The sequence below is a fragment of the Streptomyces sp. NBC_01428 genome, assembly GCF_036231965.1.
Lineage (GTDB): Bacteria > Actinomycetota > Actinomycetes > Streptomycetales > Streptomycetaceae > Streptomyces.
Genome location: NZ_CP109499.1, coordinates 3,131,996 through 3,154,391, shown reverse-complemented (window position 1 = coordinate 3,154,391; position 22,396 = coordinate 3,131,996). Strand labels below are relative to the sequence as shown.

Annotated in this window: 15 protein-coding genes and 1 pseudogene; 8 read left to right on the top strand and 8 right to left on the bottom strand. The window is 71.9% G+C overall.

The window, feature by feature from the left end:
• Positions 1–15: 15 nt before the first annotated feature.
• The gene (locus OG406_RS13475; protein WP_329185899.1) at positions 16–1,056 is read left to right on the top strand and encodes an NAD(P)-dependent alcohol dehydrogenase; all 1,041 of its coding nucleotides are present in this window, start codon (positions 16–18) and stop codon (positions 1,054–1,056) included.
• A 45-nt stretch (positions 1,057–1,101) separates the two neighbouring features.
• On the opposite strand, the gene OG406_RS13470 is transcribed toward OG406_RS13475, so the two are convergent.
• Positions 1,102–1,782 (bottom strand): response regulator, encoded by a 681-nt coding sequence (locus tag OG406_RS13470; protein WP_329185897.1) that lies wholly within the window; start codon positions 1,780–1,782, stop codon positions 1,102–1,104.
• Positions 1,779–3,683, bottom strand: coding sequence for an ATP-binding protein (locus OG406_RS13465; protein ID WP_329185896.1), 1,905 nt, complete (start codon positions 3,681–3,683; stop codon positions 1,779–1,781). The genes OG406_RS13470 and OG406_RS13465 overlap by 4 nt, the downstream gene beginning before the upstream one ends.
• A 232-nt stretch (positions 3,684–3,915) precedes the next feature.
• Here OG406_RS13465 and OG406_RS13460 point away from each other — a divergent pair, with 232 nt between their 5' ends.
• Positions 3,916–5,334 (top strand): cation:dicarboxylate symporter family transporter, encoded by a 1,419-nt coding sequence (locus tag OG406_RS13460; RefSeq protein ID WP_393528107.1) that lies wholly within the window; start codon positions 3,916–3,918, stop codon positions 5,332–5,334.
• A 181-nt stretch (positions 5,335–5,515) separates the two neighbouring features.
• On the opposite strand, the gene OG406_RS13455 is transcribed toward OG406_RS13460, so the two are convergent.
• Complete coding sequence (locus OG406_RS13455; RefSeq protein WP_164371750.1) at positions 5,516–6,124, bottom strand: TetR/AcrR family transcriptional regulator; 609 nt, start codon at positions 6,122–6,124, stop codon at positions 5,516–5,518.
• Between the two features lie 184 nt (positions 6,125–6,308).
• On the opposite strand from OG406_RS13455, the pseudogene OG406_RS13450 reads away from it, so the two are divergent.
• Positions 6,309–7,961: pseudogene (locus OG406_RS13450) on the top strand (MFS transporter); the annotation flags it as partial.
• Between the two features lie 439 nt (positions 7,962–8,400).
• Positions 8,401–9,165: a DUF2127 domain-containing protein gene (locus OG406_RS13445; protein WP_164371749.1), complete on the top strand. Its 765-nt coding sequence runs from the start codon at positions 8,401–8,403 to the stop codon at positions 9,163–9,165.
• Positions 9,166–9,224: 59 nt separating this feature from the next.
• Here OG406_RS13445 and OG406_RS13440 read toward each other — a convergent pair whose 3' ends face one another.
• A complete protein-coding gene (locus tag OG406_RS13440) occupies positions 9,225–10,127 on the bottom strand; it encodes an NAD-dependent epimerase/dehydratase family protein (protein WP_329185892.1) in 903 nt (300 codons plus the stop codon).
• 173 nt (positions 10,128–10,300) lie between these two features.
• On the opposite strand from OG406_RS13440, the gene OG406_RS13435 reads away from it, so the two are divergent.
• The 4 genes from OG406_RS13435 (at position 10,301) to OG406_RS13420 (ending at position 14,090) form a co-directional block, all read left to right on the top strand.
• Complete coding sequence (locus tag OG406_RS13435) at positions 10,301–10,822, top strand: Lrp/AsnC family transcriptional regulator (protein WP_266616690.1); 522 nt, start codon at positions 10,301–10,303, stop codon at positions 10,820–10,822.
• Positions 10,823–10,884: 62 nt separating this feature from the next.
• Complete coding sequence (locus tag OG406_RS13430) at positions 10,885–11,313, top strand: MerR family transcriptional regulator (RefSeq protein ID WP_081219515.1); 429 nt, start codon at positions 10,885–10,887, stop codon at positions 11,311–11,313.
• Complete coding sequence (locus tag OG406_RS13425) at positions 11,310–11,642, top strand: thioredoxin family protein (RefSeq protein ID WP_164371746.1); 333 nt, start codon at positions 11,310–11,312, stop codon at positions 11,640–11,642. The genes OG406_RS13430 and OG406_RS13425 overlap by 4 nt, the downstream gene beginning before the upstream one ends.
• Before the next feature lie 192 nt (positions 11,643–11,834).
• Entirely contained in the window at positions 11,835–14,090 is a 2,256-nt protein-coding gene (locus tag OG406_RS13420; protein ID WP_267050011.1) for a HelD family protein, read from the top strand.
• Positions 14,091–14,181: 91 nt separating this feature from the next.
• On the opposite strand, the gene glgB is transcribed toward OG406_RS13420, so the two are convergent.
• The 4 genes from glgB to OG406_RS13400 form a co-directional block, all read right to left on the bottom strand.
• Positions 14,182–16,695, bottom strand: a complete 2,514-nt coding sequence (gene glgB, locus OG406_RS13415; protein WP_329185889.1) for a 1,4-alpha-glucan branching enzyme — start codon at positions 16,693–16,695, stop codon at positions 14,182–14,184.
• A 47-nt stretch (positions 16,696–16,742) separates the two neighbouring features.
• Positions 16,743–18,179: a maltokinase N-terminal cap-like domain-containing protein gene (locus OG406_RS13410; RefSeq protein WP_329185887.1), complete on the bottom strand. Its 1,437-nt coding sequence runs from the start codon at positions 18,177–18,179 to the stop codon at positions 16,743–16,745.
• 110 nt (positions 18,180–18,289) lie between these two features.
• Positions 18,290–20,008, bottom strand: a complete 1,719-nt coding sequence (gene treS, locus OG406_RS13405; protein ID WP_329185885.1) for a maltose alpha-D-glucosyltransferase — start codon at positions 20,006–20,008, stop codon at positions 18,290–18,292.
• On the bottom strand, positions 20,005–21,978 hold the full coding sequence (locus OG406_RS13400) for an alpha-1,4-glucan--maltose-1-phosphate maltosyltransferase (RefSeq protein WP_329190781.1): 1,974 nt from the start codon (positions 21,976–21,978) through the stop codon (positions 20,005–20,007). The genes treS and OG406_RS13400 overlap by 4 nt, the downstream gene beginning before the upstream one ends.
• Positions 21,979–22,396 lie beyond the last annotated feature (418 nt).

Here is a 22,396-nt window from a genome sequence, read left to right as displayed (position 1 = left end):
AGGAGCAGAAACGACATGAAGGCACTCCAGTACCGCACCATCGGCGCCGCCCCCGAGGTGGTCACCGTCCCCGATCCCGAACCCGGCCCGGGACAGGTCCTGTTGAAGGTCACCGCCGCCGGTGTCTGTCACTCGGACATCGCCGTCATGAGCTGGCCCGCCGAGAACTTCCCGTACGCCCTGCCGCTGACCCTCGGGCACGAGGGCGCCGGCACGGTCGCCGCACTCGGCGACGGCGTGAGCGGGGTCGCGGTGGGCGACGAGGTCGCCGTCTACGGACCGTGGGGCTGCGGCATCTGCGCCAAGTGCGCGGAGGGCAAGGAGAACTACTGCCTGCGCGCCGACGAACTCGGCATCCGCCCGCCGGGACTCGGAGCCCCCGGCGCGATGGCCGAGTACCTCCTCGTCGACGACCCCCGGCACCTCGTACCGACCGACGGCCTCGACCCGGTCGCGGCCGTCCCGCTCACCGACGCCGGCCTCACCCCGTACCACGCGATCAAGCGGTCCCTGCCGAAGCTGACGCCCGGCTCGACCGCGGTGGTCATCGGCACCGGCGGCCTCGGGCACGTCGCCATCCAGCTGCTGCGCGCGATGACGGCCGCCCGGGTGATCGCCCTCGACGTCAGCGAGGACAAGCTCGCGCTCGCCCGCACGGTGGGCGCCCACGAGGCCGTGCTCTCCGACGCCGGAGCGGCCGCGAAGGTCCGCGAACTCACCGGCGGTCTCGGCGCCCAGGCCGTCTTCGACTTCGTCGGCGCCGAGCCGACCGTCCGCACCGCCGGTGCCGTCGCCGCCGTCGAGGGCGACATCAGCATCGTCGGCATCGGCGGCGGCGCCCTGCCCGTCGGGTTCGGCTCGCTGCCCTTCGAGGTGTCCGTCACCGCGCCCTACTGGGGCTCCCGCGGTGAACTCATCGAGGTCCTCGACCTCGCCCGGGCCGGCGCCGTCTCCGTCCACACCGAGACGTACTCGCTCGACGAGGCGCCCCTCGCGTACGAGCGGCTGCACGCCGGGAAGATCAACGGGCGCGCCGTGATCCTGCCGAACGGCTGAGGCGGTAGCGGGCTGACGGGCCCGCGGAGACGAGGTTCCGGCTCGTCAGCCCTTCTTCACCCACCGGTACTGCAACTCCGGCCGCCCCACCGTCCCGTACTGCGGGGCGCGGGCGGCCCGGCCCGCCTCCACCAGGTGTTCCAGGTAGCGGCGGGCCGTGATCCGGGAGATGCCGACGGCCTCGGCGACCTTGGCCGCCGTCAGGCCGTCGGCGCAGTCCCGCAGGGTGACGGTCACGCGCTCCAGGGTCGGCGCGCTCAGCCCCTTGGGCAGCGCCGCGGGCCCGGGCGCGCGCAGGGCCGCCAGCGCCCGGTCCACCTCGTCCTGGCCGCTCGCCTCACCGGCCGCGGCGCGGAACTCGGCGTACCGGACGAGCCGGTCGCGCAGGGTCGCGAAGGTGAACGGCTTCAGCACGTACTGCACGACCCCGAGCGACACACCCTCCCGTACGACCGCCAGGTCCCGCGCGGACGTCACCGCTATCACGTCGGCGTGGTACCCGGCGGCCCGCAGCGAACGGGCGAGCTGGAGACCGTGCCCGTCCGGCAGGTGCAGGTCGAGCAGCAGCAGGTCCACCGGCGTACGGTCCAGCGCGCGACGCGCCTCGGCTCCCGTGTACGCCTTGCCGACAGCCGTGAAGCCGGGCACCCGCCCCACGTACATGAGGTGCGCGTCGGCGGCCACGGGATCGTCCTCGACCACGAGCACCCGGATCGGATCGGTCATACGTCGCCTCCGTGCAGGGCGGACCGCGTCGGCCGGCCGGGGTGGATGGACTGATGCGGCACGGAGCCGGGTTCCGGGGCGGGCGGTCCTGACTCCGGGACCAGGTGCGGGCCCGGCTCCGGGTCCTGGCCCGGGACGGAATCCCTCTCCGTGTCGGCGGGCGCGACCGGGACGGGGCCCACGCCTGTATGGGCGGGCGGGTCCGGGACAGCGCCCGTGCCGGCGTGGGGCGGCGCAGCCGGGACGGTACCCGTGCCCACCTCGGCGGGCGGGGTCGCGACGGCGCCCGTGCCCGGGTCGGTGGGTGCGGTCGGCAGGGGGAGGTGGGCCTCGAACTCCCCTCCGCCGCCCGGTGCTTCCCGGACCGTGAGGGTGCCCGCGTGGCGCAGGACCGTCTGGCGGACCAGGGCCAGGCCGAGACCGCGGCCCGCGGGGCCCGCCGGTTTCGTGGACCAGCCGCGCTGGAAGACCTGCTCGGCGTGGGCGGGGTCCACCCCCGAACCGGTGTCGGCGACCCGCAGGACGAGCACCGCGTCGTCCGTGAACGCCGTCACCGTGACCCGTGCGCGGGTCGTGCCCTGCGCGGCGTCCATCGCGTTGTCGATCAGATTGCCGAGGACCGTGACCAGGTCGCGGGCGGAGAGCGAGGCCGGGAGCAGCCCGTCGTCGATGCCGCTGTCCTCGGAGACCACCAGCTCCACCCCGCGCTCGTTCGCCTGGGCCGCCTTGCCCAGCAGCAGCGCCGCGAGGACGGGTTCGCTGACCGCGGAGACCACCTCGTCGGTGAGGGCCTGCGCCAGCTCCAGCTCCGCGGTGGCGAAGTCGACGGCCTCCTCGGCGCGGCCCAGCTCGATCAGCGAGACCATCGTGTGCAGCCGGTTCGCCGCCTCGTGCGCCTGCGAGCGCAGAGCCTGGGTGAAGCCCCGCTCCGAGTCCAACTCGCCCGTCAGTGACTGGAGTTCGGTCACGTCGCGCAACGTCACCACGGTGCCCCGGCGCTCCCCGCCGGACACCGGCGAGGTGTTCACCACGAGGACCCGGGTGTCCGTCAGATGCACTTCGTCCACACGGGACTCCGCCGACAGCAGCGCGCCGGTGAGCGGCGCGGGCAGCCCGAGGCCGGCGACCGAGTGGCCGACCACCTCGTCCGTGACGCCGAGCAGTTCCCGGCCGCCGTCGTTCATCAGCGCCACCCGGAACTGCCCGTCCAGCATCAACAGACCCTCGCGCACCGCGTGCAGCGCGGCCTGGTGGTAGTCGTGCATACGGCTCAGCTCGCCCGCGTTCATCCCGTGGGTGGAGCGCCGGAGCCGGGCGTTGATGACGTACGTTCCGATGCCGCCGAGCAGCAGCGCGCCCGCCGCGACCCCGATGAGTGCCGTGACCTGGTCCTGGACACGCTTGGTGATCGCCTCCACCTTGATGCCGGCGCTGACCAGGCCGATGGTCCCGCCGTCGACCCGGATCGGGGTGACGGCGCGCACGGAGGGGCCGAGGCTGCCCGTGTACGTCTCCGTGAAGGAGCGGCCGGCGAGGGCCGGGCCGATGTGCCCGAGGAAGTGCCGTCCTATCAGGGTCTCGTCGGGATGGGTCCAGCGGATGCCCCGCGGATCCATGATCGTGACGAAGTCGACCTCGGTGTCCCGCTGCACCTGGAGGGCGTACGGCTGGAGCCGCTCGGTCGGGTGGGCGGTGCCGATGGCCTCGTGGACCGACGGGGCGTCCGCGACGGAGCGGGCGACCGCCATGGCCTGCCGGCCCGCGGCCTCCTCGGCCTGGCTGCGGTCGCTGACGTACGTGAACAGCGCGTATCCGGCGACGAGGACCGCGATCAGCACGGCCTGCATGCCGAAGAGCTGGCCGGCGAGGCTGCGGGGTCGCGGGACGCGGGGAAGGCGCATGCCGTTCAGTGTGCCTCGCCCGCGCGGGTGCTCCACCGGGCAGGCCCCGCGCGGTCCGCGCGGCGTGAAATCGCCCGGCGGCGCGGCGTGAACTCAATGAACGGAAGGGTGACCGCCCTCACACGCCGGGAGATAGTCCCCTCATCCCCCCGGGAGCCCACGCCCCCGGACCCCCGGACGTGAGCCGCACGCCGGGTACCGCCGGACGTGAGCCGCACGCCGGATGATGCCGATGACGTCGTCAAGGAGGGCAGCCGTGGCCAGCACATCGCAGACGGCACCTGCCGCACCCGCCGCCAAACGGGACCGCACGCACTATCTGTACCTCGCCGTGATCGGCGCCGTGATCCTCGGTATCGCCGTGGGCCTGATCGCCCCCGACTTCGCGGTCGAGCTCAAGCCCATCGGCACCGGCTTCGTGAACCTGATCAAGATGATGATCTCGCCGATCATCTTCTGCACGATCGTGCTGGGCATCGGTTCGGTACGGAAGGCCGCGAAGGTCGGCGCCGTCGGCGGGATCGCGCTCGGCTACTTCCTGGTGATGTCCCTGGTCGCGCTCGCCATCGGCCTGGTCGTCGGCAACATCCTGGACCCGGGCAGCAGCCTCGCGATGACCGACGCGGTCAAGGAGGCGGGCCAGGGCCAGGTGTCGGCGGAGGCGCTGCCGCCGGTGGACTTCGTGCTCTCGATCATCCCGACCACCATGGTCTCGGCGTTCACCGAGGGCCAGGTCCTGCAGACCCTGCTCGTCGCGCTCCTCACCGGCTTCGCCCTGCAGGCGATGGGGTCGGCCGGGCAGCCCGTGCTGCGCGGCATCGAACACATCCAGCGGCTCGTCTTCCGCATCCTCGCGATGGTCATGTGGGCCGCCCCGCTCGGCGCCTTCGGTGCCATCGCCGCCGTCACCGGCTCCGCCGGCGTCGACGCGCTGAAGAGCCTCGCCGTGCTGATGCTCGGCTTCTACGTCACCTGCTTCCTCTTCGTGTTCCTCGTGCTCGGCACGGTGCTGCGGGTGGTGACGGGCCTGAACATCTTCACGTTCCTCAAGTACCTGGGCCGCGAGTTCCTGCTGATCCTGTCCACGTCCTCCTCCGAGTCCGCCCTGCCGCGCCTCATCGCGAAGCTGGAGCACCTGGGCGTCGGCAAGTCGGTCGTCGGCATCACCGTCCCGACCGGTTACTCCTTCAACCTCGACGGCACGATGATCTACATGACCATGGCGTCGCTGTACATCGCCGACGCGATGGGCACGCCGATGTCGATCGGGGAGCAGATCCCGCTGCTGCTCTTCCTCCTCGTCGCCTCCAAGGGCGCCGCGGGCGTCAGCGGCGCGGGTCTCGCCACGCTGGCCGGAGGCCTCCAGTCGCACAAGCCCGCCCTGGTGGACGGGGTCGGCCTGATCGTCGGCATCGACCGCTTCATGAGCGAGGCGCGCGCGCTGACCAACTTCGCGGGCAACGCCGTGGCGACGGTCCTGATCGGCACCTGGACGAACGAGATCGACAAGGAGCGGGTCGCCGAGGTCCTCGCAGGGCGGCTGCCCTTCGACGAGAAGACCCTGCTCGACGAGTCGGGTACGGCCGATGACGCCGCCGACGCGCCGGACGTACCGGAACAGGGCGGCGAGAAGGAACTGGCCAAGGCGTAGAGCGCTCCGCCCGGGACCGGCCCACGCCGGACCTCCGGCGCGGACACCACCACCCCCCACCGGACCGGCGCACGCCGGTCCGCCAGACGCCGGCCGGCCGGGCCGCACCCCCCCCCGCGGGCCCGGCAGGCCGGTTCCGGGCCGGGCGACGGACGGGACGGGACCCCTGACCCCGGCCCGTTCAGTCGCTCAGCTCCGCCACCAGCGCGGTGGCGCGTGAGGCGGGTACGCCCGCCGCGGCCAGCATGGTGACCGCGGCGGAGCGGCCCGCCTCCTGTGCTGCCAGCAGCCCGTCGTTCACCGCCTCCATGAGCGCGAACAGCGTCTGCTCGTGCACGTACGCCAGCGCGTGCGGCGGCAGCGGCGACACGAACACGCCCTCCTCCAGGCCGCGCCGGAGGATCTCCGCGCAGGCCTCGCGGACCGGCGTGAGCCGCTCGCGGATGCCCTGCATGGTGACGCTCCGCTGGGCGAGCGCGACCAGCAGCCGGTACCGGTCGGCGATCTCCCACACGGCGAGCGTCGAGCGGGCCAGGGACTCCGCCGGGTCCGCGACCCCCTCACGGCCCGCCGCGTGCGCCGCGGCCACGGCGGCCACCGCCTCGTCGGTCAGCGTGCCGACCAGCGCCTCCCGGCTGGGGAAGTGTCCGTACACCGTGCGCCGTACGACGCCCGCCGCCTTGGCGATCTGGTCCATGGACGCGTCGGGGTCGCGCAGCAGCTCGGCCAGCGCGACATCGAGGATGCGGCGGCGGTTCACATCGGCGCGGCTCGGGTTACCCGTGGTCATGGCTGCCATTCTGCCCGGCTCCCGGGCGCCCTCAGGTTCTGCGGTCGTCATGGCTCCACCTCCTGATTTGCACAGCGCTGTGCAACCTCGTACATTGCACATGGTTGTGTAATTGCACGCCACTGTGCAAGTCCCGGCGCGGGCCGATCCCCGTTCCGGACGATGGAGGAGGGCGACCGTGGCCATGCGTCTCGTCATGAACGAACCGGTCGAGAGGATGGACCGGCCCTATGCCCGGCGCTGGTGGGCACTGCTCGTGCTCTGCCTGAGCCTGCTGATCATCGTGATGGCGAACACCGCCCTCACCGTCGCGGCCCCGGACATGACCCAGGACCTCGGCCTGTCCAGCGCCGACCTGCAATGGGTCATCGACGGCTACACGGTGCCCTACGCCGCGCTGATGCTGCTGCTCGGCGCGATCGGCGACAAGTACAGCCGCCGTGGCGCGCTCGTCCTCGGACTGGTCGTCTTCGGCGGCGGCGCGGTCGCGGGATCGCTCGTCGACAGCTCCACGGGCGTCATCGCCGCCCGCGCCGTGATGGGTGTCGGCGCCGCGCTGATCATGCCCGCGACGCTCTCCCTGCTCGCCGCGACCTTCCCGCGCGCCGAGCGGGCCAAGGCGATCGTCCTGTGGACGGCCACCGCCGGACTCGCCATCGCCGCCGGACCGCTGGTCGCCGGCGCCCTCCTGGAGCACCACGGCTGGTCGTCGACGTTCCTCATCAACGTGCCGATCGCCGTCCTCGCCATCGTCGGCGCCCTCGTCCTCGTCCCGCCGTCCCGCGCCGCGCACCGCCACCGCATCGACTACGTCGGCGGTCTGCTCTCCGTGGTCTGGATCGGCTCCCTCGTCTACATGATCATCGAGGGGCCCCACTTCGGCTGGGGAGTGAAGGCCGTCTCCGCCGCCGTGGTCGCCGGCGCGGGCCTGCTCCTGTTCGTCCTGTGGGAGCTGCGCCACCCGCGCCCCGTCATCGACGTACGACGCTTCACGCAGCGCCGCTTCGCCGGCTCGAACCTCGCCGTCGCCCTCTTCTTCCTGGCCGTCTTCGGCGCCTTCTACTACCTGACCCAGCACCTCCAGTTCGTCCTCGGCTACGACGCCCTGGACACCGGCGTACGGATGCTGCCGCTGGCCGGAGCCGTCTTCGTGGGCTCGGCACTCACCGGCTACCTCACCCCGCGCGTCGGCATGAGGATCACGGTCACCGCCGGCATGGTCGGCGGGACGGCGGCCCTCGCTCTCCTCACCCGGGTCGACGCCGCCTCGTCGTACGGCGACTTCGTCCTGCCGCTCGTCATCCTCGGCCTCGCCATCGGGCTCGCCCTGTCGCCCTGCACGGACGCCATCATGGGCGCGTTCCCCGAGGCGGAACTGGGCGTCGGCGGCGCGGTCAACGACACCTCGCTGGAACTCGGCGGCTCGCTCGGCATCGCGATCCTCGGCTCGGTGCTGGCGGGCTCGTACTCCGCGCACCTCACGGACGCGACGGCGGGCAGCAAGCTGCCGGCGGACGCGCTGTCCACCGCCCAGGACTCGGTGGGCGCCGGATACGCCGTCGCCCAGGGCATCGGCGACAAGGCCCGTCAGCTCGGCGAGCAGGCGGCCCACACGACGGACGCCGGGCAGGCCGCCCAGCTGAAGGCGCAGGCCGGTCAACTCGCCGACGGCGCCCGGCAGATGACCGACGCGGTCGGCTCGTCCTTCTCGGACGCGGTGGCGCACACCAGCCTCGTCGGCGCACTGATCCTCGGCGTCGGCACGGTCCTGGTCGCCGTGCTGCTGCCCCGCAAGGGACACCCGGAGACCGACGCGAAGACCGACGCCGAGACCGACGCCGAGACCGACGCCGAGACCGGCTCCGAGCCGGGCACCGGGTCGGGGGAGCACGGCAACGCGGGCACGGGCACGGAGACCGGCGCGGATTCCGCAGCACCTGCCGAAGCCGAAGCCGAGGATGGAGCCGGAGCCGGAGCCGGAGCCGGAGCCGGAGCCGAAGCCGGAGCCGGAGCCGGAGCCGGAGCCGGAGCCGGAGCCGGAGCCGGAGTCGGAGTCGGAGTCGATGTCGATGTCGATGTCGATGTCGATGTCGAGGACGGTGCCGGAGTCGACCTCGCCGAGTCGCCGGACGCGACCGCCTTGGCGGGGCGCGCGGGCCGCTGACCCCGTCGCTCCGGAACCGCGGCCCCCGGGCTGTCGTCTCGTACACCGTGCACTAGCGTGCCGTGCCGGACAGACCGGCACGGCACGGCACGTTCTGTGGAGGACGGCGAGCATGAAGATCGACTGGGACCGGCGTACCTGTGCGCGGCGCGGGCATGTGACGTACGCGCCCGTCGAGGGGGCGCTGCGGGAGCGGCTGCGGGCCGACACGGGGCTCGGCGAGGCCTGGCGCTGCCTGCGCTGCGGCGACTTCGCGCTCGGCGACCCGCACGGCTCGGGCCCCGCCGCCGAGGCGCCGCTCGTGCCGCGCGGCAAGGTGCTGCGCGACCTCTTCATCCTGCGCTTCCTGGCGATCGAGCGGGCGGTGCGCGGCGTGTTCATCGTGCTGGTCGCCGTGGCCGTGTGGAGGTTCAGCAACAGCCAGGACGCGGTGCGCCGGCTCTTCGACGAGTACCTGGACGTCCTGCGGCCCGTGTTCCGGCACTTCCACTACGACCTCGACCACTCGCCGGTGGTCGGCACGATCCAGAAGACGTTCGGCTACAAGCACTCCACGCTGCTGCTGGTGGCGGTCCTGCTGCTCGTCTACGCCCTGATCGAGATCGTCGAGGCGGTCGGCCTCTGGTACGCCAAACGCTGGGCGGAGTACCTCACGGTGGTCGCCACCGCCGCGTTCCTCCCCCTGGAGGTCTACGAACTCACCGAGCACATCAGCTGGCTGAAGATCGCCACCCTGGTCCTGAACATCCTCGCCGTCCTCTACATCGCCCTGGCCAAACGCCTGTTCGGCCTGCGCGGGGGACACCGGGCCTTCGAGGCGGAACGGCAGAGCGCCTCGCTCCTGGAGATCGAGGAGTCGGCCGGCGTCATGGTGTGACCCCCTCGCCGCCGGGGCGCTCGCGTCGACCGGACGGCCGCCGAGGAGCCCGCGGCGGGTCAGTCGCCCGTGCCGAGGGTCTCCGCGACGGCCCGCGCGAGCCACTCCCGCGCGTCGCCGAAGGCGAAACCGAGCTCCGTGGCGCGGGAGTTGTCCATGCCGTAGGAACGGCTGAAGGAGAAGGGGGAGACCTCGCCCGCCTCCACGGCCCGCAGGAGCACCTTCCCGTCCGGGAGGTGCGCGGCGATCGCGTCGCACAGCTCCCGTGTGGTCAGCGACCCGTGGGAGGCGGCGTTGACCGGGCCGGTGAAGGTCTCCCCGACGGTCCAGAACAGGAAGTCGGCGATCTCCTCGACGTGGATGTAGGTCGCCGGCCGGTTGACGGGCGGCACGGCGATCGCCTCGCCGGTGCGGATCCGCTCGGCGTAGTGGTCCACACGGCCGGTGAAGTCGTCGTCACCCCCGAGGACATGGGCGACGCGCACGGCCACATGGGGAAAGTCCGGGTCGGCCGCGAACACCGCCTCGGCCTGCCGCTTGCCCTCGCCGTAGTGCGCGTCGAGGAACTCCGGGTCGTCCCAGGGGAGGTCGTGGTCCACGGCGACTCGGCGGGGATCCACGGCGCCCTCGCCCACCGGGGCCGCCGTGTCCTCGTCCTCGTACACCTCGACGGTGGACGTCATCACGTACCGGCCGGTGCGCCCGGCGAAGACCCGGCGCGCGATCTCCGCCTGCCGCGGGGTGTAGCAGACCTGGTCGACGACGACGTCGAACGTCCGTGACCCGAGGGCCTTCTCCAGGGAGTCCTCGTCGTCGCGGTCGGCGATCAGATGGACCGTCCCGGCGGGCGGTGCCGACGAGCCGCGATTGACGACGGTGACCCGGTCTCCCGCGGCCGTCAGCCGGCCGATGAGGCGCTTTCCGAAATACCGGTTCCCGCCGATGACACAGATCTCCCGCATGCCGCCTCCGCATTCCCGTTCCGCAGTTCACCAAGTGCCAAGTGCCAAGTGCCAAGCGGCCACGCGCCCTGCGTCAATGGCCGCGTACCGGGCGCCGGGGACCGGTCGACCGCCGTCGCTCCGTCCGTGGTCATAATTCTCCCGTCCCGGGGGGAACGCTTGAAGGGGGAGACGTGGGAGATCCGGCGGTCACACCGAAAGAACCACGGCAGGCGCGCGCCGCCGCCACCGGAACGCCGGTGGGCTTCGACGCGCTGGACCGGCAGATCCTGGAACTGCTCCAGCGCGACGGCCGCATCAAGCTCAGCGAGCTGGGCCGCCGCGTGATGCTCAGCCCGGCGGCGGTCGCGGAGCGGGTCCGCAGACTGGAGAGCTCGGGCGCGGTCACCGGTTACGCCGCCCACGTGTCCGCGTCCCGCCTCGGCTACGGCATCCAGGCCTTCATCCGCGTCAACCCGCACGGCGGCTACACGCTCGGGCACCCGCGGACCCGGGAACTGCTGGCCCGGCCCGAGATCATCGAGGCCCACCACGTCGTCGGCGAGGACTGCTGGATCCTGAAGGCCGCCGTCGAGGACACCCTCCATCTGGAGGCCGTCCTGGAACAGGCCTCCGCGCTGGGGCGGACGACGACGTCGATCGTCCTGTCGTCCCCGGTGGACCGGAAACCGCTGCTGCCACCCGCCGCCCCCTGACGCCGGGCGGCCCGCCCACGAGGGCTTGCCTTGACGTCGGCGTCAAGGATTACCGTCGGGTCATGCGAATCGGCGAGCTGGCGACGCGGGCCGGGACGACCACACGGACCCTGCGCTACTACGAGTCGCGGGGGCTGCTGCCCGCGCGGCGCGGCGAGAACGGGTACCGGACGTACGGCGAGGACGACCTGAAACTGCTCCGGCAGATCAGGACGCTCCAGGACTTCGGGTTCGACCTGGAGGAGACGCGGCCCTTCGTGGAGTGTCTGCGGGCCGGGCACCCCGAGGGCGACGCGTGCCCCGCCTCCCTGGAGGTCTACCGCCGCAAGCTCGGCGAGCTCGACGCACTGATCGGCGAGCTGCGGTCGGTGCGGGCACAGGTCGGCGAACAGCTGACGCGGGCCGAGCGGGCCCGTGACGAGCTGGCGGCCGACGCGCTGGTTCCGGGCGGTCCGGAACCCGTATGCGAGCTGGGAGGGCGGACGCGATGATCAGAGCGGCAGGCGTGACCGAGGTGACGGACGAGGACTTCGCGGCGGAGGTGATCGGGGCGGATCTGCCCGTGCTGGTGGAGTTCACCGCCGACTGGTGCCCGCCGTGCCGGCAGATGGGTCCGGTGCTGAGCGAGCTGGCCTTCGAGGAGGGCGACCGGTTCCGCGTCGTCCAGCTGGACGTGGACACCAATCCGGAGACGACACTCGCCTATGGAGTGCTCTCGATGCCGACGTTCATGGTTTTCCGTGACGGGGAACCGGTGAAGTCGATGGTGGGCGCCCGCGCGAAGCGGCGCCTGCTCCAGGAGGTGTCCGACGCGCTCTGAGCCCGTCGGCACATCCCACCCGGAACACAGAAAATCCCCTGGGCAATTGCGCCCGGGGGATTCTTTTGCGTATATTCAATGCTTTGCGACTTCGGAACCTCAAGTCACAAAGAAGTTCACGATGCAGAGTGTATCCGGGCGGGAGCGGAATTGTCAAACAAGGGCTCACACACAGAATTCCCCGATGATGAACTGCGGCACGAGCAGGAATTCATCGACGGGTTGTACGCGCGCGTGGACGCCCTGCGCGGTGTCACCGAGGCCTCCGTCGAGGACGCCCTCGCCCAGGGCAACACGCCCATGCAGGCCCGCCTCGAACGGGACGTCCTGGTCGCCGAGCGCTCGGGTCTCCTCGCCGCGCTGAACGCCGTGGACGGCTCGCTCTGCTTCGGCCGGATCGACCTGTCCCCGGAACAGGGCGCGTCCACCCCCGCGGTCAGTCACCACATCGGCCGCATCGGCATCCGCGCCGACGACACCGAGCGCACCCCGATCCTCATCGACTGGCGGGCCCCCGTCGCCCGCCCCTTCTACCTGGCCACCGGCCACACCCCCATGGGCCTGCGCCGCCGGCGGCACATCACCACCGACGGGCGGCACGTCACCGACCTGCACGACGAGATCCTCGACCTCGGCGACCGCGAGCGCACCGGACACGAGGACCCGACCGGTGACGCCGTACTGCTCGCCGCGCTCAACTCGGCCCGCACCGGCCGGATGAGCGACATCGTGCAGACCATCCAGGCCGAACAGGACCGGATCATCCGCGCCCCGCACCGGGGCGTCATGGTCGTCGAGGGCGGCCCCGGCACCGGCAAGACGGCCGTCGCCCTGCACCGTGCCGCCTACCTGCTCTACGAACACCGCGAACTGCTCGCGAAGCGGGCCGTCCTCATCGTCGGTCCCAACCCCGCCTTCCTCGGCTACATCGGCGAGGTGCTGCCCTCGCTCGGCGAGACCGGCGTCCTGCTCTCGACCGTCGGCGAACTCTTCCCCGGTGTCCACGCGACCGCCGCCGACACCCCCGAGGCCGCCGCGGTGAAGGGCCGCGCCGCGATGGCGGAGGTCCTCGCCGGCGCGGTCCGGGACCGCCAGGCGCTTCCCGACCCGGTGATCGCCATCGAGCACGACCGGGACATCCTGATGCTCGACGCGGGTCTCGTCCAGGTCGCCCGGGACCGCACCCGCGCCGCGGACCTGCCGCACAACGTGGCCCGCGAGCACTTCGAGGGGCACATCCTCAACACCCTCACCGACATGCTCGCCGAACGCATCGGCACGGACCCCTTCGACGGCTCCAACCTGCTCGACCCGAGCGACATCACCCAGATCCGGGACGAACTCGCCGAGAACCCCGAAGTGTGGTCGGCCATCGACCAGTTGTGGCCGAGGCTGACCCCGCAGCGGCTCGTCGCCGACCTGCTGGCCGATCCGCGCGGCCACGTCACGGACGAGGACGCCGCGGCGATCCGCCGCCCGGTCACCGGACCCGACGACTGGACCGCCGCGGACGTCCCCCTCCTCGACGAGGCCGCCGAACTGCTGGGAGAGGACGACCGGATCACCCGGGCCCTCGCCGACCAGGAGCGCCGCACCCAGATCGCGTACGCCCAGGGCGTGCTGGACGTCTCCTACGCCTCGCGGACGTACGAGTTCGAGGACAAGGAGGAGGAGGACTCCGAGGTCCTGTCCGCGCACAACATCATCGACGCCGAGCGGATGGCCGAACGGCACGAGGAGGACGACCACCGCAGCGCCGCGGAACGGGCCGCCGCCGACCGGACCTGGGCCTTCGGGCACATCATCGTCGACGAGGCGCAGGAGCTGTCGCCGATGGCGTGGCGGCTGCTGATGCGGCGCACCCCCACCCGTTCGATGACCCTCGTGGGCGACCCCGCGCAGACCGCGGAGGCGGCGGGCGTCGGCTCCTGGGAGGAGATCCTCTCCCCGTACGTCGGGGACCGCTGGGAGCACACCCGGCTGGGCGTCAACTACCGCACACCGTCCGAGATCATGGACGTCGCCGCCGGGGTGCTGCGGTCCGAGCGTCCCGGATTCGAACCGCCCCGCTCCGTCCGCTCCACCGGGGTGCGGCCCTGGGCCCGCGACGCCGGCGACGACCTGCCCGGCGCCGTGGCCAAGGCGGTCGGCGAACTGACCCCGGCCGAGGGGCGGCTCGCGGTGATCGCGCCGCGCGCCCTGCACACCGCGCTCGCCGGGCGGCTGGACGGGATCACGGCGGGCGAGGAGCCGGACCTGACCCGCACGGTGGTCCTCCTCGACCCCCGGCAGGCCAAGGGGCTGGAGTTCGACTCCGTGCTGGTGGTCGACCCCGCGTCGTACGGCACGAGCGACCTGTACGTGGCGCTGACCCGGGCCACCCAGTCCCTGGGCATCCTGCACACGGGCGAGCTGCCCACCTCGCTCCGGGACGCCGGGCTGGAGTGAGCGCCCGACCGGACCGAGTACCGGGCGCATCCGGGGCACCGCACGGCGCGGCCCCCGGCGGTCACACCGCCGGGGGCCGCGCCGCGTTCGGTCAGGCCGGCCGCAGCCACACCGTCGAGAGCGGCGGCAGGGTCAGCTGGATGCTGGCCGGGCGGCCGTGCCAGGCCGTGGGCTCCGGCTTGACCGGGTGCGGGTTGGTGACGTCGCTGCCGCCGTAGCGCAGCGTGTCGGTGTTGAGGACCTCGTGCCAGGCGGGGATGTCCTCGGGGACGCCGAGGCGGTAGTTGTGGCGCACGGCGGGGGAGAAGTGCGAGACGGCGAGCAGGGGGGTGCCGTCGGCGGCGTGCCGCAGGAACGCGAACACGTTGTCGTCGGCGGAGTCACCGGTGACCCAGGCGAACCCGGACGGATCGGTGTCCCGCTCCCACAGGGCCGGGTCGTCGCGGTAGACCGTGTTGAGGTCCCGGACCAGGTCGCGCACCCCGCGGTGATCGGCCTCGGCGCCGTACGCCGGGTCGAGGAGCCACCAGTCCGGCCCGTGCACCTCGGACCACTCCGCTCCCTGCGCGAACTCCTGCCCCATGAAGAGGAGTTGCTTGCCGGGGTGGGCCCACATGAAGGCCAGATAGGCGCGCAGAGTGGCGCGCTGCTGCCACCAGTCGCCGGGCATCTTGGAGACGAGCGAGCGTTTGCCGTGGACGACCTCGTCGTGCGAGATCGGCAGCACGTAGTTCTCGCTGTAGGCGTACACCATCGAGAACGTCATCTCGTTGTGGTGGTACTTCCGGTGGACCGGCTCGTGGGCCACGTAGTCCAGCGAGTCGTGCATCCAGCCCATGTTCCACTTCAGCCCGAAGCCCAGCCCGCCGAAGCCGCCGGGACCGGTGTGGTGGGTGGCCCGGGTGACCCCGTCCCAGGCCGTCGACTCCTCGGCCACGGTGACGACACCCGGGTTGCGGCGGTAGACGGTGGCGTTCATCTCCTGGAGGAACGCCACCGCGTCCAGGTTCTCCCGCCCGCCGTGCTCGTTGGGGCTCCACTGGCCGGGTTCGCGGGAGTAGTCGAGGTAGAGCATGGAGGCCACCGCGTCGACGCGGAGGCCGTCGATGTGGAACTCCTCGCACCAGTAGGTGGCGTTGGCGACGAGGAAGTTGCGGACCTCGCGCCGGCCGTAGTCGAACTCCAGGGTTCCCCAGTCCGGATGGTCGGCGCGCTGCGGGTCGGCGTGCTCGTACAGCGGGCGTCCGTCGAAGGCGGCGAGCGCCCAGTCGTCGCGCGGGAAGTGCGCCGGCACCCAGTCCATCAGGACGCCGATGCCGGCCTGGTGCAGCGCGTCGACGAGGTACTTGAAGTCGTCCGGGGTGCCCAGCCGCGCGGTCGGCGCGTAGAAGCCGGTCACCTGGTAGCCCCACGAACCGCCGAAGGGATGCTCGGCTATGGGCATCAGCTCGACGTGCGTGAAGCCCAGGTCGGCGACGTACGCGGGAAGCTGGTCCGCCAGCTGGCGGTAGGACAACCCGGGGCGCCAGGACGGAAGATGGACCTCGTACACGGAGAACGGAGCCTCGTGGGCGGGCCGTTCGGACCTCTTCTCCAGCCACCGGGCGTCCTGCCAGACGTGGTGCGACGCGTGCACGACCGAGGAGGTCCTGGGCGGCTCCTCCGTACGGCGGGCCATCGGGTCGGCGCGCAGCGTGTGGGACCCGTCGGGACGCGTGATGTCGAACTTGTACAGCTCGCCCTCACCGACCCCGGGCACGAACAGCTCCCACACCCCGGTGGCACCGAGCGAGCGCATCGGATGCCCCGTGCCGTCCCAGAAGTTGAAGGCGCCGGCGACCCGGACCCCCTGCGCGTTCGGGGCCCACACCGTGAACCGTGTTCCGGCGACGTCCTGCTGTTCCATCGGCTCCGCGCCGAGCGCCTTCCACAGTTCCTCGTGCCGGCCCTCGCCTATCAGGTGCAGGTCCAGCTCGCCGAGCGAGGGAAGGAAGCGGTACGCGTCCTCGGCCTCCACCACCGTGTCCTCGTACGTCACGAGCAGCCGGTACGCCTCCGGGACCGCCCGCAGCGGCAGCAGTCCGGAGAAGAACCCGCCGCCGTCGTCCTGGAGTTCGGCCCGCAGGTCCGGGGTGACGACGGTGACGCCGAGCGCGTACGGGCGGAACACCCGGAAGGCCACGCCGCCCGGCAGCGGGTGCGCCCCCAGCACCCCGTGCGGATTGTGGTGCGTGCCGCTGAGCAGCCGGTCACGGTCGCTCGCGTCGAGCCCGGCGAAGACGGGAACCGCGTCCCCGGAGCCGGAGCCGGAGCCGGAGCCGGGGGGCTCCGCCGGGAGAGCGGGACCACTGTCCGGCAGGCCGCGGCCGGCGTCGAGGGAGTCCGAAGCGGCGGCCGGCAGGTCGGGGCCGCTCTCGGGGAGCGCGGAGTCCGGGATCCTCGCCACCGCGCTCACGCCCTTCTTCGAGCCCTTGGTGGCGGAGGACTTCTTGCCGGTGCCGGTCTTCCCGGACACCGCTTTCCCGGCCGCCGTCTTCTTCCCGGCATCCGGCTTCTTCGAGCCGTTCTTCTTCGGACTGTCGTCGGACGGGGGGCGGGGCGTCACGGGAGGGGCCTCCTCGGCAGGGGGAACGGAGTCACGCACAGGGGTGTTCAGGACGACGCGGCGAGCCGCCGCACCGCCGCCAGCGGAACCGGCAGCCAGTCCGGGCGGTGCCGGGCCTCGTACACGACCTCGTACACCGCCTTGTCCGTCTCGAAGGCGCGCAGCAGGACGGGATCCGTGCGCGGGTCGAGTCCGGAGACCTCGGCGTAGCCGGCGCAGTACGCGGCCCGGCAGGCGTCGGCCCATCCGGAGGCCGGCGGCTCGGAGGTGCCCTCCGTCCGCGACGAGCCGGCGGCCGGGGGGAGCGAGTGGGCCGCGTAGTCGAAGGAGCGCAGCATGCCCGCGATGTCGCGGGCGGGGGGCTGCGGCATCCGGCGTTCGGCGAGGGGTTTGGACGGCTCGCCCTCGAAGTCGATGAGGGACCACTCCCCGTCGGGTGAGCGCAGGCACTGGCCGAGATGCAGATCGCCGTGGATGCGCTGCGCGGTCCAGGTGTGGCCCTCCGCGGACAGGTCCGCCAGCGCCTCGAACGCGGTGCGCAGGCCGGGCGCGTAGGGCCGCAGGGCCGGGACCGCCTGTGCGGCGGCCGCCAGGCGCTCGGTCATCGTGTCGACGAGCGGCGCCATCTGGCGGTGGCCCAGGGTCACGGTGGGCAGGGCGCGGGCGAGCGACGTGTGGACCTCGGCGGTGGCCCGGCCGAGCGCCCGTGCCTCGGCGGTGAAGTCCTCGCCCTTGGCCAGCTCGCGCAGCGCCAGCTCCCAGCCGTCCGTCGCGCCCTGCACGAAGGGCTGGAGGACACCGAGCACATACGTCTCGGCGTCCAGGTCCGCGAGCATCCAGGCCGCGGGCGCCGGGACCCGTGCGCAGTCCTCGCGGGCCAGCGCCAGCGGGAGTTCCAGGTCGGGATTGACCCCCGGAACGATCCGGCGCAGCACCTTCAGGATGAACGTATCTCCGTACACGATCGAGGAGTTGGACTGTTCCGCCGTGACCAGGCGCGGAACGAGGTCCTCACGTATCTCCTGGCGGAGGTCGCGCTCGAAGCGCAGGTCGCCGACGCGGGCACCGCTGCGCAGGGCCTCCAGGAGGACACCGGCGGGGCGCGGGTCGTACAGCGCCTCGTACACCGTGCGGCCGGCCAGCGGCCCGTCCTCCAGGTGGCCGATCAGCGCGGGCGCCAGATGCGGCGGCAGCACGTCGCGGACACCGATGAGCAGTTGGTAGCAGTCCCCGGGCTGCGGGGACGCGCCGTGCGCGGCGGTGAGCGGCTGATGAGCGCGCACCAGCAGATGGATCAGGCCCAACGGGGACGTGGGCGGCAGCAGTTCGACCGCGGCCACCAGCGAGAACCCGGTCACCGGACGCCCCTTGCCCGCGAACCAGCGCTGCCGGGGCAGCCATTCCCGCAGCAGTGGATCGAGCGACGCGAGCAACTCGGGGCGTGCGAGCGGGGCCGGGGCGGAGTGGGTTACGGCTTCCGACATGGGCGTCGCGTCCTTTCCCCAGTGCCCGGGTTCCCGGATACCGGGCGAGTCGGGGGTGTTCCTGATGGGTGCCCCGGGCGGGGCGGTGGAAACCGCCCCGCCCGCAGCTTCTAGACCGCGTCCGTCCGCAGCCGGAACCAGTAGAAGCCGTGTCCGGCGAGGGTGAGCAGGTAGGGGAGTTCGCCGATGGCGGGGAAGCGGACGCCGCCGATGAGTTCGACGGGGTGGCGGCCGGTGAACTCGCGGAGGTCGAGTTCGGTGGGCTGGGCGAAGCGGGAGAAGTTGTGGACGCACAGGACGAGGTCGTCCGTTCCGTCCTCGTTGGAGGGGGCCTCGCGCAGGAAGGCGAACACGGCGGGGTTCGAGGACTGGAGTTCGGTGTAGGAGCCGAGTCCGAAGGCGGGGTTCTGTTTGCGGATCTCGATCATGCGGCGGGTCCAGTGCAGCAGCGAGGAGGGCGAGGACATCGACGCTTCGACGTTGGTGACCTGGTAGCCGTAGACGGGGTCCATGATCGTGGGCAGGAAGAGGCGGCCGGGGTCGCTGGAGGAGAATCCGGCGTTGCGGTCGGGGGTCCACTGCATGGGGGTGCGCACGGCGTCGCGGTCGCCGAGCCAGATGTTGTCGCCCATGCCGATCTCGTCCCCGTAGTAGAGGATCGGGCTGCCGGGCAGGGAGAGCAGCAGGGCGGTGAAGAGTTCGATCTGGTTGCGGTCGTTGTCGAGCAGGGGGGCCAGGCGGCGGCGGATGCCGATGTTGGCCCGCATGCGCGGGTCCTTGGCGTATTCGGCGTACATGTAGTCGCGTTCTTCGTCCGTGACCATTTCGAGGGTGAGCTCGTCGTGGTTGCGCAGGAAGATGCCCCACTGGCAGTTGCTCGGGATCGCCGGCGTCTTGGCGAGGATCTCCGAGACGGGGTAGCGGGACTCACGGCGCACGGCCATGAAGATGCGGGGCATGACGGGGAAGTGGAACGCCATGTGGCACTCGTCGCCGCCGGAGGGGAAGTCGCCGAGGTAGTCGACGACGTCCTCGGGCCACTGGTTCGCCTCCGCCAGCAGCACCGTGTCCGGATAGTGCGTGTCGATCTCCTTGCGGACCCGCTTGAGGAACTGATGGGTCGCAGGAAGGTTTTCGCAGTTGGTTCCCTCGACCTGGTACAGGTACGGGACCGCGTCCAGCCGGAACCCGTCGATCCCCAGGTCCAGCCAGAACCGCAGCGCGGAGATGATCTCCTCCTGGACCTTCGGGTTCTCGTAGTTGAGGTCGGGCTGGTGGGAGAAGAAGCGGTGCCAGAAGTACTGCTTGCGGACCGGGTCGAAGGTCCAGTTGGAGGCTTCGGTGTCGACGAAGATGATCCGGGCGTCCTGGTACTGCTTGTCGTCGTCGGCCCAGACGTAGTAGTCGCCGTAGGGGCCGTCGGGGTTGGCGCGGGACTCCTGGAACCACGGGTGCTGGTCGCTGGTGTGGTTCATGACGAAGTCGATGATGACGCGCATGCCGCGTTGGTGGGCGGCGTCGACGAACTCCACGAAGTCGGCGAGGTCGCCGAACTCGGGCAGGACGGCGGTGTAGTCGGAGACGTCGTAGCCGCCGTCGCGCAGGGGGGATTTGAAGAAGGGGGGCAGCCACAGGCAGTCGACGCCCAGCCATTGCAGGTAGTCGAGTTTGGCGGTGAGGCCTTTGAGGTCTCCGACGCCGTCGCCGTTGCTGTCCTGGAACGAGCGCACCAGGACCTCGTAGAAGACGGCGCGCTTGAACCACTCGGGATCGCGGTCCTTGGCCGGGGTGTCCTCGAACGTATCCGGGACGGGCTCATTGACGATCATGTGGTGGGTGACCCTCCGATCAGCGGTGAGGACGGTCGCAGGACGGTGAAGACGTGCGCGGGCCGGTGCCCGGGCTCCAGGCGCACATAGTTGGTCCTGCCCCAGTTGTAGGTCTCGCCGGTGAGCTCGTCGCGCACCGGCACGGACGCGTGCCAGTCCAGGCCGAGCGTCGGCATGTCCAACGAGACCGTGGCCTCCTGGGTGTGGCGGGGATCGAGGTTCGCCACCACCACAACCGTGTTCGAACCACGTGCGTCACTGACGGACTTCGAGTAGGCGATCACCGCGTCCTGGTCGGCGTGGTGGAAGTGCAGGTCACGCAGTTGGCGCAGGGCGGGGCTGCGCCGGCGGACCGCGTTGAGCAGCGTCACCAGCGGTGCGATGCTCCGGCCCTCGCGCTCCGCCGACTCCCAGTCACGCGGGCGCAGTTGGTACTTCTCCGAGTGGAGGTACTCCTCGCTCCCGGCCCGCAGCGCGACGTTCTCGCAGAGCTCGAAGCCGCTGTAGATGCCCCAGGTGGGGGACAGGGTCGCGGCGAGCACGGCCCGCAGCTCGAAGGCCGGCCGGCCGCCGTGCTGGAGGAACTCGTGCAGGATGTCAGGGGTGTTGACGAAGAAGTTGGGCCGCATGTGCGCGGCCGCCTCACCGGACAGCTCCGTGAGGTACTCCGTCAGCTCCTGCTTGGTGTTGCGCCACGTGAAGTAGGTGTACGACTGCTGGAAACCGGCCGCCCCCAGCGTGCGCATCATCGCGGGCCGGGTGAACGCCTCGGCCAGGAAGATCACGTCGGGGTCGGTCGCGTTGATCTCCGCGATGACCCGCTCCCAGAAGACGACGGGCTTGGTGTGCGGGTTGTCGACGCGGAAGATGCGGACGCCGTGGTCCATCCAGTGCCGCAGCACCCGCACCGTCTCGGTGACCAGGCCCGGCATGTCCTTGTCGAACGCGATCGGATAGATGTCCTGGTACTTCTTCGGCGGGTTCTCCGCGTAGGCGATCGTGCCGTCGGAGCGGTGGTGGAACCACTCCGGGTGCTTCTCCACCCACGGGTGGTCCGGCGAGCACTGGAGCGCGAAGTCGAGCGCGATCTCCAGGTTCAGCGAGGCGGCCCGGGCCACGAAGGCGTCGAAGTCCTCCAGGGTGCCCAGGTCGGGGTGGATCGCGTCGTGGCCGCCCTCGGGGGAGCCGATCGCCCAGGGCACGCCGACGTCCTCGGGGGCGGCGGACAGGGTGTTGTCGGGACCCTTGCGGAAGGTGGTGCCGATGGGATGGATCGGCGGGAGGTAGACGACGTCGAAGCCCATCTCCGCGATGGCGGGCAGCCGTTCGGCCGCGGTGCGGAACGTGCCGTGCACCGGCGGATCCAACTGCCCGGACTCCGAGCGCGGGAAGAACTCGTACCAGGAGCCGTACAACGCCCGCTCCCGCTCCACCAGCAACGGCAACGGCTCGGACGACGTCAGCAGGTCGCGCAGCGGATGACGGGCCAGCACCTCGTCCACCTCGGGGGTGAGCGCGGCGGCGAGCCGGGTGGCGACGGGACGGTCGGGGTCGCGCAGCGCGTCGACGGCGGCGAGGACCGTGTCCCGGGCGCGCTTGCCCTTCGTCCCCTTCGGGATGCCGGCGGCGGCCCGCTCGTACAGCCGTGCGCCCTCCTCCAGCACCAGCTCCGTGTCCTGACCGGCCGGGATCTTGATCCCCGCGTGGTGCCGCCAGGTGGTGACGGGGTCGCCCCACGCCTCCACCGTGTACGTCCAGCGGCCCTCCCGGCCGGCGCTCACACGGGCGCCCCAGCGGTCCGTGCCGGGAGCCAGCTCGCGCATCGGCGACCAGGGACCGGGGCGGCCCTCGGGGTCGTACAGGACGACGTTCGCGGCGACCGCGTCGTGGCCCTCGCGGAACACCGTGGCCGAGACCTCGAACTCCTCGCCGGTCACCGCCTTCGCGGGCCGGCGGCCGCCCAGCACCATCGGCCGGACGTCGAGGACGGGGATGCGCCCGACGGCCGTCACCGGGGCGAGCGGGGCGGTCACGGGAGAGTCGCCCACCCGGGTCGCCGGGACGGCGGACCTGCTCTTCTTCTTGGCCGGTGTGCCCGACTTTTTGGCCGGTGCGCCCGACGCGGAGGCGGCGGCCTTGCGCGGGGCGGACGCCCGAGGGGAGGAGGTGCGGGCGGCGGACGCCGCCGGCACCGGGGCGACGGTGTCCTGGACCGTGGTGTCCTGGACCGTGCTGTCCGGGACGACGGGCGTGGCCGCGTCCTCGGTGGCGGGGCCGGCGGCCTCGGAGGCGGCGACGGGTTTCTCCTCGGTGCGGGGACGGGGTTCGGTCTTGCGCTTTCGGGGCTTCTCGGAGGTGGTCGTCGGGGGTGGCGACGAGTGGTGCGTG